This is a genomic window from Kiloniella laminariae DSM 19542, assembly GCF_000374005.1.
Taxonomy (GTDB): Bacteria; Pseudomonadota; Alphaproteobacteria; order Kiloniellales; family Kiloniellaceae; genus Kiloniella; species Kiloniella laminariae.
On the sequence record NZ_KB893148.1, the window covers coordinates 1 to 10,710 of the forward strand.

A 10,710-nucleotide genomic window follows, 5' to 3' on the forward strand; every position below is an offset into this window, starting at 1 on the left:
TGATCTTCAAGCCGGGCTTTCATTTCTTGAAGTTCTTCCAGCTGCTTTTTAAGCTCTGAGAGTTGTTTTTGAGCTTCAGCAATTGCCTTGGCATCAACCACTGCCATTGCTGCATTTGCAGGTGTGTTTGGGGTTGTCAGGCAATAACCCAAAGACAGAAGGGTAAGAGGAAATACCGCGCTTCTGGCAAAGCGTCCTAAACGTGTTGCAGCCATTGCTCGCCCCACTTCTCTTTTAAGGTTTGAAGATGATTGTTGGCTTCTGTCCCAGCCCGGTAAAAACGCAGACAGTCTCCCAGGCCAGAAAGATCGACGTTTACAATCGCACTTTCCGAGTAGCCGTTTGCCGCATCGCGCTTAACGACAAGAACCCGACGATCCCCAGAAACATATCCTCCACCACAAATAAAACTTATCTGTTCGTCGTTGAGGTTGAAGGCTTCTAGATTGTCCGGTTCAAGTGTGGGGTTCGGAAAGAAAAAGAGTGTTTGGGTGTTGTTGAGGATCCCCTCGTAATCAGGGAAGTTCAGCAGGGCTTTGGGATCCTGGAATGCCATACCGACAAGGCCATCATTCTTTCGATATTCTCGGTACATTTCGAGCGCTACTTCTCGGAAACCTTTGTTCCTTAGCAGGTTTCCTGCTTCATCAATGAAGATTGAAAACCCTTGATTGTTGTTTCTTGCAGCAGCTTTAATTGCAGTCGAGATATGCGCCACGACCGGAGGACCAAGAACCTCGTCCTTGAGCGCCTCGTTCATGTTGATACCCGTCAGGAATGACTTTTCAAGAAAGCCCCCGAGCTGATCGTGGGGGGAATTAAAGATATGGCTGTAAAGGGATACCTTGCCTTTGGAATCTTTGACCCATTTTTGCATTGCCCGACGGACAGCAGATTTTGGAGGAAAGCTGCTTTCAAAAATATTGCTGAAGGTCCGGTCGCCACGATCAAGTTTGAAGGCGGTGCTGATGGCATGATTGATCGCGTCATCCATGTCATCTTGCAGACTGTCTCCAATCATGGCCCGGATGATCAGATTGATCCCTTGGCGAGATTGAAGTGTATCAACAGCAACATCGAGCGGGTTTAATGCCAGGTTGTCATAGGACTGATAAATCCCGCCCATGGCTTCTACCATGAACCGCGCACCTTCATTGGAATCAAAGACATAATTCCGGACACCGTTGAATTTTGAGAGTCCGCCGAGCAGATGAAGCATAAGTGTTGATTTGCCTGATCCAATCGGCGCAAAAACAAGGTAATTACCAGGTGATTGCCTTTTATCAGAACAATGAAACTGCATCGCGTAGGATTGGCCAGTCGGTGTTTTAAAAAGCCTGATTGGTTGATTGCCGAAGGGGCTCTTTAACAAACCTTTGGGGGAATATTGAAATGGCCAGAGGGCTGCAATGTTATGGTTGGTTATACGTAAAGGCCGGACAAGCTTATCCTGGCCGGGTAGCCTGTTAAACCAACAAACGGGCGTTGCCGTAGTTTCAATAGAGTAGATAACCCGCCGTTTGCTCAGGATCCCACAGACATCATCAACGATCTGTTTAAGCTCTACATCAGTTTCAGCCCGGCAGACGATCTGAAATTGCGTATCGAACAGAGTTGCCTTGCCGCTACTGATTTCACTGATCAGAAATTCGTGTTCACCTGCAAAAGAGCCATTGCCAAACCATTCATTGGAATATTGCCCTTGTTTATGGCGCAGCGTAGTTAGGGTTTTTTCGTTATGTAGGGGAATACAGATCTGGTTTAACTCCAGATCCCCCTTCAGAGCCATAATCTCAGTTATGAAAAGACCTTGTAACAGTTCAGGCCATTGTCGAATGGCGATAACCCGGGAAAGTCGCTTCTGGGGGGTATGTGTTTCAAGACTTCCATCCGCATCAAAGTGCAAATCACTGGCTGGAATGTTTCCTGAAATATTATTTGATATGGCCGGAAGATCTGTCCGGAGTTCTCCACTTACCAAGAAGTTGATAAAGCCGGTTAAGGGGCATGTATCTTCAACGGTTACGGCTTTTGCGAGAGGTGTGACCTGATAGTCTGCAAGTACGGCATGGATTTTGTGTGTGGCTTTATCCAGAACATTAAAGTCCCTGGACTGAACAACAATAAACCAGCTGATGTCATAACTATGTTTGAAAAGCTTTTGTTCTGCTTTACCTATTTCTTCAAGTGTTATTGAAGGCCAATCAGCATCAAAACTGACATCTTCTTGCCGTTTGATACCTATCATACGAATGACTGCACCGCTCTCACCCAACTGATTGAGTAAATCAGAGCGAACCGAACAAAGGTGGTTCTGGATAGCTTCAGGTTTGGTTTCGTAGGCTTCACCTTTGATTGAGAAAACCCGGAAGAGGGTTTTGTCCTTGAGGTGAACCGTAACTCGGTCTTGATCAATGTGATCAAACTCTAATTCCTTGGCGAGCCAGTCTTGCTCAACTGAACCGAGCAGTAGTTTTCGGGTTGCAGGGACTACCAATGCAGCGCCAGCCATAACCAACCCGGTAATAGGGATTGCATTTTCAAGCATGTTTTTTTGGTTTCTGCAGGTGTTGAGGAACAGGACCAGCAATTAAAGAACGTGTTTTGCGGCCTTTGAAAAACTGTCGCGGATAGAGGAAAAGACTTTCAAAATGAGGCTCCCTGCGCCGCAAAACCCATAGATACCCCGCACCTATCAGGAAAAACACAAGCGGTATAAAAAAGGTAAGGGCCGCAATGTTTATTCCAGAAAGGATTGGAACAAGTGGAACAATCAGGGCTAACACGAGCGCCACTGATTTTATGGGCATTCCATAAACCGTGTAAGGATGTTGGGGGCTTTGCAACGCGAGGGAACTGGCTTTCATGGGTTCTGATCCTATTGAGCTAAAGCCAGCAATCCTTTGATTGCTGCTGGTCCAACGGTGATGAGAGCCCCTGCCCCAATAACGACCCCCATTTTTTTGGGATCGAGGTTTAGAAATAGAGCGCCGCCAATGCCAACGAGAAGTACGGCAATCCCGACGACAGGGACGCCAAAGGTTACAAGACCGCTTTCAAGGTTCTCTAGGAGGCCCGTTGCGGGCTTAATCCATTCACCATTCCCCGCTGCCATAGCATTGAAAGGCGCTAAAACCGAGAACGTTAGAATGAGGTTTTTAAGAGATTTCATTTCGAAGATCCTTATTTGAGAATGAGAAAAAAGGTTGCAACTGCGATCCACTGAAGACCAGTCATAACCATCATGGTCTTGCGGTGAGATTTGATAAGTTTTTCAGTAGATTCTGAGTCCCGGGCCTTGGCCTGTACCCCGGCTAGAACGTTTTCTAGGGAGCCCTTGAGAGCTTCATCCTTTAGGATTTTCAAACTTTGGTTGATCGTGTCGTGGCTCTCCTTTGTTGTCTGAGAGATGATTTCAACCAACCGAGTTTCATGTCGGTTAAGCAGGTTTTCGAGATCAGCCATGAAACCTTGATGGAGGACGACAGCAATCATTGACGGATCGTTGTCATCAACAATGAGCTTAAACGTCTGGCGGATTTTATCTTTAGCCGTTGCCAAGCTCATAACTGAAGGCTCATCCATCTTGGTGTTTGGGTGTTCACTCATTTTAAGGCCCTAGAACTGCAGGTTGGTCAGCTGGTTATTTATGTCCCGCCATGTCATTTTTAGCCGTTGTTTGGCCATAATATTGAAATCAGGCCGTTCGACTGCTTCGTCGAATGTCAATTTGTTTTCCATCATTTGCTTGATGTCTTGTCCGAAAGTTTCCTTTCGAAGTTCTGGAAGTCTGACTAGGCCGTGTATCCGATCGGCATTATTTTTGTAGAGGGAGAGTTGTTCGAAACTCTTGCCGTTTTTCTCGGGAGTTCCAAAAAACTCGTTAATCCAGATACAGACCGGAACATTTGGGAAGTGTTCGAAAAGACTGACAATTCCGTTTGTCGTGTCATCAAGGGCCTGACCACCTGTTAAAAGGGTGTGTAAAATAACCTGGCATCCTTGTTCCTGAAGAAAGGAAACCACGGAATTTTCAAAGAGATAAGCGCAGAGCGGAACAAAGGTTGCGGCTCCATTATCGACAATAAAAACGCTATCTTCATCCGAAGTGACGATCCATTCGATCAGGTTGTCAAAAGCCCTGGGGTCGATGTTATCTCCTTGCATTATCTCGAGCCGTTCAACGTCAAACGCCTTGTAACTGGCGAAAGTCGCATTAACGGGATCTGTATCAACACCCCGCGCAGGAATACTTCTGTCAGAGAAGTGTTGTTTGAGTAGAGATGCCACGAAGGACTTACCAACACCGCCCTTACCCTGCAGGATTATATGAACTTGTTTCATTCTTAGGATCCAAACTTTTGCTTCGCGTATCGGTAGAATGTGGCTTGAGAAGCCGTCACCCTCCCTTGCTGTGACAAATCTGTGTAGATTTCTCGCAGGGTATTTCCTGAACGCTTTTTCCTGTGTATTTCTGGGAGTAATGCGAGAATTTGTTTTTTTCCATTTCCCCAAAAGGCTGTGTTTTTCATAGGTTTTTGATCCTATGTTGTTTCGTAAAAGTTGCTGTATGTGTTATTTTTCCACTAAAAAGGACTCCCTAAGATTTTTATAATCTGTTAGGGTCAACGAAATTTCGAAGTATTCTTGAAACGCAATAAGGTTCTAGTATATTGAAATAACGTGATTATATCGTTTTTGTGGGGAGGTTCTAAAATTAACCGTATAGAAAGAAACTTGAATCTTTCAAAGAGGACACGTATAGTCCGTCATAGTTAATTTTATCTACCTGATGTTTTTTTTCAGGTCATAGAATCGCGCTCCTTTCCGGGTGCGTGGTGTGAGGGGGAAGTCAGAAGTATCGGCCAAGATAATGATCTGACTTTCCCCGCTTTATATATACCCAAGCGGGTATTTGTGGACTGACATTATAACTCCAGATTCCGCAAGGCAACCTTTTTTTCTCACAGTGAATCTCTAAAATATCTGATTATTTTTATTATTTTTTTACTCTTTTCATCTAGTTGCATGTTCTCATTTTTAGTATAGGCTTCGAGAAAATTTCTTCTCGTGGGGTTCTTGTGCTGGCTAAGTACGTTGTTTTCGTTAAAACAATTTATAGTAGTATCGGCACAATTCCAAGCTTGAAATTACAAAAAAAAGCAGTTTATATATGAGCCAGTCCTTCACAAAAAACTGGTGGAAACTGCCTTTGGATTTTCTTCTTTATCAGTTCATAGAAGATAATATTTTTACTTCTGCCCAGAAGTGGAAGGCACTTTCTCTTATGTACCGCCTCATATCCCTTTCCGGCGGTTTTGATAACTGCGCTGAAGTGTCGCAAGCAGATCTTGCCAGAGAGTTTAATGAGAGAGAAACTAGTATTTCGGCCACACTTAAGAAACTCGAAGGTATGGGCTTGATTGCAATTGAACATGATGGTCAACGCGGTAATCGCCGTGTCATTACGCCCCTTAATCCTAAACATTGGGTTGGAAATAAAAGCGATTTGTTTGCCAATTATAAACAATTTTCAAATACCTCCGTTTCAGTTCATCAAGATAAAGGGTTGTTATCTGATAAAGATCATATTAAAGATATGAGTATGAAACATCAAGGGGTTTTTAGGCCCACATGGGAACAGTATTTTAATTTTGTACGAGAGGTTCTTGAGAAAACGGTAGAAATTCCGCCAAGTCATCGGTCAAAGATTATTGATGCTCTTCTTATTGTGGCAGAAAACACTAAAGAGCCTGGGGAAAGGTGCAGCCTAACCCTTGGTGAGATAAGTTCAACACTTCATGTTCCAACTGGAAATTTTACCCGCTTATTAAATTCAATGCTTTCATTAGAGCTAATTCAACTTGAAGTGATGGGGAGGTCTAAATACATTATACCCACTTTACCAAGTGTTCGGTAGTTAGCTTTCTGGTAGTTTCTACCTTTCTTGCCCTCCCCTGCACCGCATATTCAGAAACTCTGCAACCATCAAATAACCTTTGTGTCCTAGCGATAGACAAATGGGGTGTGCCAATGGGTGTGCCTCGACAATATTTGATGGCTATTGCAAATAGAGAATCAAGTCTTCACCCTTGGACTATTAATGTCGCGGGTGATAACGAGTACGGCCAAAGTCAAGAATACACCCTACGCCTAATCAACCAGATCGTTCTTATGGGGTATAAGAGTATCGATGTTGGTTGCATGCAGATGAACTTAAGATGGCACGGGTCAAAATTTCGCACCTTGGAAGAGATGCTCAACCCCGATCATAATGTCTATCAAGCATCAAAATTTCTTGTTGGGCTCTACAAAGAATATGGCAATTGGCCACAGGCGATTGGCGCGTATCATTCGCGACTCCCCTCTCTTGGCCAAGCCTATTACAAATCATTATCTATGGAAATTCACTCTAATGAGTAGTTTTCTAGGATTCTCACAAACAAGATATGGTTTACCTGAAGAATCAGGGCGGTTTTTTAAGTCACTAAAATGTTTACTTATTCTCAGTTATCTAAACCAAAACCTTAAGAAAAAAGGACAGTTCTTGGTTTTGAAATCACAATATCTTGTGGTAGTGAATCATATGGTACGCGCGTCTAGTAGGAGTCGTTTGCATACCAATTACCGATCCCTCCTGGGGATCTTCTTCGCAGCAAATACAGGAAAGGGAGGCAGCAGATAATACAAAGCCATAAAAAAGCAAAAACCTCGTAGCTGGACACTACGAGGTCTTGCGAGATTGGAATGAGGCCAACCAACTAAACTTATAGGCCCTATCTTATCTCCTGAAAATTCGATGTCAAGATATATGCGACTTTTCGCCATGATATTTTGCGCTTTTTTTCAGGCTTTGTTGCTGATTTATCTTAATGGATATAGCCATTAATCGTGGGCAACGGGATTTTACTCCCCAAATAGCCGCACTAGAGAAGTGCTCAGTCAATTTTTCAGGATTACCCCAGGGCGTATCTCAATATGACCTGCTTGGTTTACTGGAGTTTATCGGCCATGACTTTGGATTTAAACAAACACATATAAGATATCTTGCACAGGCAATAAAATTCACTCAAGACAAAGACTGGACAGCCGAAGCGTATCATCCACCTGTTGTTTGGCAGTCTGTTACATCGATTGCGATTGAACTAGATCGAGACGAACGGACAATAAGGAGGATAGAGAATGACTTGCACACCCTTGGCGCAATTACCTGGAGGGATAGCGGAAACCACAAGCGTTATGGTAGCCGTGACAATAGAGGGTATATCAAGTGCGCTTTTGGTGTCGATCTATCGCCACTGGCCGAACTGTATTCTGAACTTTATACCCATGCTGAAACAGTCCGTGAGAACCGGAGGTTATGGAAAGAAGAGAAGCAGCTGCTATCATCACTAAAACGTTCTGTAAGAGCTAAATTCAACTTTGCTGGTTTGGACACTGACGAACTCGACGAGTTATCCCCCCCCTCTTCCAGCACTTCTTTAGATGAAATTCGTAACCAGTATGCGCAACTAAAGCTTCTGGAAATAGCGGCAGACCAATACTTTAATGATAATGTCAGCATAGAACAAAATGTGGATATGTCCGCCAGCCCGGACAAAAATGACCGCCACTTATACACTACAATTAGACCAAATTCTTCTAAAGAAGATACTTGTAACAAAGTTGATAAGCACAAAAGGGGTGACGTGCCGTCACGCCCAGGCGGTATACTGTCTGCTAACGCAGACACCGCCTTTTGCTTTCAAAAAAAGCATGGTGTTGGTTTTACCGAGAGCCAAGATAAAGATACACCGGAAATTCCGACATCAACAGGTATAGAACATCTACACTTAAAACAGTTATTAAATGCAGCTACGGGGGAATTTCTAGAACATATTCCACTTCATGATAGACCCCTCGCCCCTGCTGACATTGTAGATGCAGCTCAGATTATGTGTCATGAGCTTGGCATTAATCGTCATGCCTGGACAGAAGCTGTTTCTGAAATGGGCCGTTTGTCAGCTGCAGTTTGCGTGTTGATCGCCGATAAAAATCAATATCATCCAGAATTTCCAATTAGAAATCCTGGTGGTTTCCTTCGTGGTATGATCAATAAAGCCAAATCTGGTGAATTAAAGCTTCACAGATCGATATTTGGAATACTTGAAAGAGAGAAATTTGATTCTTAGCTAATCCGGTCTACAATTCTAAGGTTACATTTTGTAACACCCTAATGCTTTGTTCTTAATAGTTTATATTTTGAGCTACAAAGCCCCTAAAATTCTTGTAAAATAGGATATAATTTATGCCCAAGAATGTTAAGATTAAGGGAATTTCTAATTCTGAAACTAAAACCAAATATCTATTACGTGCCTATGCCGGAGATAAGGGAAGTGAAGAGATAATTTATAATATCACTTCAGAAGAACCTCTTTTTACATTCCATGTTGGAGAAATAATAAACACTGATTTTGGTATAACACCTGGGTTTCCAAAATTAACTACTGGTCCCTTATTTCAAATAATAAGTATTGAAAAGGGCATAGAACAAGATCCTAGTGGCTCTTATATAACATGTACAACTGACATCTTTACAAAAATTAAAAATGATAAATCTTCGGGTTCATACAAGGTACAGAAACTCAGAGTATAACCAGTTAACTGATAATAGTATATCCTATAACCGAATAACAGATGACGTATTAACTGATAATGGTATATATAATATCCAGTTATTGAGTATTGCATTATGATATAATTGGTTATATATTAGCTAGTTAATAGATAAGGCATTAGGGGATAGTTTGATGAATAAAAACGCGCAGATTATCACAGCCCTGCAGCAAAAAGGTGGGGCAGGCAAATCGACGATGATTTCATGCCTAGCTGCGGTTATGGCTGAGGATGGTGCGAGGGTTGTGATTATAGACACTGATCAGCAGAAATCTTGCATGGAGTGGGCAGAAGAACGAGAGCTACCTAATTTAGATGTTGTTAGCCACTTAAGCGAAGACACACTTTTTGACTTGGTGGAAAAACTAGAAAAATCATATGACGTAATCTTAATTGATACAGCGGGTTATGATTCTAGAATGGCAACGTATGCAATACAAATTTCGAACCTGTTGCTCATTCCTAGCGGTGGATCCAAAAAGGATATTAAAGGAGCTGCAAGAACATGGCTTCATGCCAATAATCTTACAAAAAGAAATAAGGAAGCCCCTGAGATAAAAATTGTAATTTGGAAAGTCAAAAAGGGAACTAATGTACTTGCTCACGCTAAAAATTCACTTATTGAATCAGAACTGCCTGTATTACCGACAATAGTTCCGGCTCTGATAGGTTTTGATGTTATTTCTTGGAATGGCGGTTTGCCAGAAGGATCTGCACGAGCAGCTGTAAACGAGTTTGTTGCTTCTTTACAGATAGAAGGACACCTTAAATATTATGTTAAAGGAGCTGCATGATGGGTACATTAAAAAGCTCTGATATTCTGGGCGAACTGAATACTAAAGTTGAGGGCAATTCTGAACGTTTTGAAAAACGTAGAATTGCAGAAGAATATGGTGCTTCAAAACCTAGCCCATATACTACAGATTTACGGGCAAAATTACGGGATAAGGTACAATTCAATATTGGTAAGATCCCTCGCTTCATTTTTGATGATTTTGAAAAACTTGTATCTGAAAGCGGAATGAACAAAAGGGAATATTTCTATCATCTCTTGAGAGAGAAGGGGGTTGATATTCCCCCTTACGAAGAAATGGACGGACGAAAATTGTGATCAAGTTGGGTTGTTCAATCTTACTTTCAAATTTGTTATTGAAAAAACTTAGTTAACTATTTTTAATCGTTCAATCCTTCTGTACAGACTTGCTCTGGATATACCGATCGCTCTTGCAACGGAAGATCCAGTTCTTTTCATTCCATTCTCATCGGGTGTTTCAAGAAGAGATATGGCCATCCTTATGCTTTCGTCTGATACCTTTTCTTTCGGCCCAGACCGTTTACCTTTGGCCCAGGCTGCTTCTAATCCGCGCATTGTACGCTCTCTGATTAAGTCCCTTTCTAACTCAGCAAAGGCAGACAACATTACGAAAAGGACTTTGCCAATAGCCCCGTTTGAAGTGTCTATGCCGTCAGTGATGGAGATAAAATTAATACCTCTTTTTCCGAGGTCTTCGAAAAAGGATAAAAGCTCTATTGTTTTCCGACCTAGGCGGTCTAGCTTCCAAACAACTAATGTTCCGCCTGGTTCGATTGAGGAGAGGGCCTTATCAAACTCTGGTTTAAAAGTAGTCACTCCGGATATTTTTTCACTAAAGACTTTTTCGCATCCGGCTGCGTAGAGATCTTTAATTTGTGTATCTAGGTTTTGTTCCTGGGTTGATACTCTCGCATAGCCAATTTTCATGATGTGTCCTGTATTGTATTATGTTTAAAATAATTATAAGACACATAAATACAAGACACAATTAAAAGACACATTTTTCGATATAATTATTGAACAATGAGACAGTCTCATATTTGGTCGTTTATGAGGCATACTTATGTAACAGAAAATTCACCTATTTTTAGCTCAGTAAATTCTTCTGTCTTGCGTATTCAATTAACAGATGCAGAATTTATTTTAGAGAGACCTCAGCAAAACGTCTTTATCTGAGTAATTTACGAATAATGTGTAATGCTTTTGGCTTCGAGCAAAGGCTTTACACATTATTCGTTGTC

At 42.0% G+C, this 10,710-nt stretch carries 13 protein-coding genes; 6 read left to right on the forward strand and 7 right to left on the reverse strand.

Translation table 11 applies throughout. From position 1 onward, the window contains the following. The 6 genes from B152_RS23600 to B152_RS0112780 all read right to left on the reverse strand — a co-directional run. A partial coding sequence (locus B152_RS23600; protein ID WP_033406323.1) for a hypothetical protein occupies window positions 1–215 on the reverse strand: 215 nt, incomplete at its 3' end. Beyond that, on the reverse strand, window positions 197–2,548 hold the full coding sequence (locus B152_RS0112760; protein WP_020592819.1) for a VirB4 family type IV secretion system protein: 2,352 nt from the start codon (window positions 2,546–2,548) through the stop codon (window positions 197–199). The genes B152_RS0112760 and B152_RS23600, both read right to left, overlap by 19 nt. Beyond that, on the reverse strand, window positions 2,541–2,867 hold the full coding sequence (locus B152_RS0112765) for a hypothetical protein (protein ID WP_020592820.1): 327 nt from the start codon (window positions 2,865–2,867) through the stop codon (window positions 2,541–2,543). The genes B152_RS0112760 and B152_RS0112765 overlap by 8 nt, the downstream gene beginning before the upstream one ends. Before the next feature lie 11 nt (window positions 2,868–2,878). After that, window positions 2,879–3,172, reverse strand: a complete 294-nt coding sequence (locus B152_RS0112770) for a TrbC/VirB2 family protein (RefSeq protein ID WP_020592821.1) — start codon at window positions 3,170–3,172, stop codon at window positions 2,879–2,881. 11 nt (window positions 3,173–3,183) lie between these two features. Next, window positions 3,184–3,609, reverse strand: coding sequence for a hypothetical protein (locus tag B152_RS0112775; RefSeq protein WP_020592822.1), 426 nt, complete (start codon window positions 3,607–3,609; stop codon window positions 3,184–3,186). A 9-nt stretch (window positions 3,610–3,618) separates the two neighbouring features. Continuing rightward, window positions 3,619–4,515 (reverse strand): P-loop NTPase family protein, encoded by an 897-nt coding sequence (locus tag B152_RS0112780; RefSeq protein ID WP_211212202.1) that lies wholly within the window; start codon window positions 4,513–4,515, stop codon window positions 3,619–3,621. A gap of 658 nt (window positions 4,516–5,173) precedes the next feature. On the opposite strand from B152_RS0112780, the gene B152_RS0112785 reads away from it, so the two are divergent. The 6 genes from B152_RS0112785 (at window position 5,174) to B152_RS0112810 (ending at window position 9,766) form a co-directional block, all read left to right on the forward strand. Further along, on the forward strand, window positions 5,174–5,920 hold the full coding sequence (locus B152_RS0112785; protein ID WP_020592824.1) for a helix-turn-helix domain-containing protein: 747 nt from the start codon (window positions 5,174–5,176) through the stop codon (window positions 5,918–5,920). 92 nt (window positions 5,921–6,012) lie between these two features. Continuing rightward, window positions 6,013–6,423, forward strand: coding sequence for a transglycosylase SLT domain-containing protein (locus tag B152_RS25400; protein ID WP_342664245.1), 411 nt, complete (start codon window positions 6,013–6,015; stop codon window positions 6,421–6,423). A 449-nt stretch (window positions 6,424–6,872) separates the two neighbouring features. Next, the gene (repC, locus tag B152_RS0112795) at window positions 6,873–8,171 is read left to right on the forward strand and encodes a plasmid replication protein RepC (protein ID WP_020592826.1); all 1,299 of its coding nucleotides are present in this window, start codon (window positions 6,873–6,875) and stop codon (window positions 8,169–8,171) included. A gap of 116 nt (window positions 8,172–8,287) precedes the next feature. Then, a complete protein-coding gene (locus tag B152_RS0112800; RefSeq protein WP_020592827.1) occupies window positions 8,288–8,635 on the forward strand; it encodes a hypothetical protein in 348 nt (115 codons plus the stop codon). Between the two features lie 154 nt (window positions 8,636–8,789). Beyond that, on the forward strand, window positions 8,790–9,449 hold the full coding sequence (locus tag B152_RS0112805; protein ID WP_020592828.1) for an AAA family ATPase: 660 nt from the start codon (window positions 8,790–8,792) through the stop codon (window positions 9,447–9,449). Continuing rightward, a complete protein-coding gene (locus tag B152_RS0112810; protein ID WP_169337423.1) occupies window positions 9,446–9,766 on the forward strand; it encodes a hypothetical protein in 321 nt (106 codons plus the stop codon). The genes B152_RS0112805 and B152_RS0112810 overlap by 4 nt, the downstream gene beginning before the upstream one ends. 48 nt (window positions 9,767–9,814) lie before the next feature. On the opposite strand, the gene B152_RS0112815 is transcribed toward B152_RS0112810, so the two are convergent. Then, complete coding sequence (locus B152_RS0112815; RefSeq protein ID WP_020592830.1) at window positions 9,815–10,396, reverse strand: recombinase family protein; 582 nt, start codon at window positions 10,394–10,396, stop codon at window positions 9,815–9,817. Window positions 10,397–10,710: the final 314 nt, after the last annotated feature.

What these genes read in the sequence shown, in the direction of transcription:
- B152_RS0112775 (WP_020592822.1), bottom strand. Translation starts at nt 3,609, where the DNA reads ATGAGTGAACACCCAAACACCAAGATGGATGAGCCTTCAGTTATGAGC.
- B152_RS0112760 (WP_020592819.1), bottom strand. Translation starts at nt 2,548, where the DNA reads ATGCTTGAAAATGCAATCCCTATTACCGGGTTGGTTATGGCTGGCGCT.
- B152_RS0112785 (WP_020592824.1), top strand. Translation starts at nt 5,174, where the DNA reads ATGAGCCAGTCCTTCACAAAAAACTGGTGGAAACTGCCTTTGGATTTT.
- repC (WP_020592826.1), top strand. Translation starts at nt 6,873, where the DNA reads ATGGATATAGCCATTAATCGTGGGCAACGGGATTTTACTCCCCAAATA.
- B152_RS0112805 (WP_020592828.1), top strand. Translation starts at nt 8,790, where the DNA reads ATGAATAAAAACGCGCAGATTATCACAGCCCTGCAGCAAAAAGGTGGG.
- B152_RS0112765 (WP_020592820.1), bottom strand. Translation starts at nt 2,867, where the DNA reads ATGAAAGCCAGTTCCCTCGCGTTGCAAAGCCCCCAACATCCTTACACG.
- B152_RS0112815 (WP_020592830.1), bottom strand. Translation starts at nt 10,396, where the DNA reads ATGAAAATTGGCTATGCGAGAGTATCAACCCAGGAACAAAACCTAGAT.
- B152_RS0112810 (WP_169337423.1), top strand. Translation starts at nt 9,446, where the DNA reads ATGATGGGTACATTAAAAAGCTCTGATATTCTGGGCGAACTGAATACT.
- B152_RS0112770 (WP_020592821.1), bottom strand. Translation starts at nt 3,172, where the DNA reads ATGAAATCTCTTAAAAACCTCATTCTAACGTTCTCGGTTTTAGCGCCT.
- B152_RS0112800 (WP_020592827.1), top strand. Translation starts at nt 8,288, where the DNA reads ATGCCCAAGAATGTTAAGATTAAGGGAATTTCTAATTCTGAAACTAAA.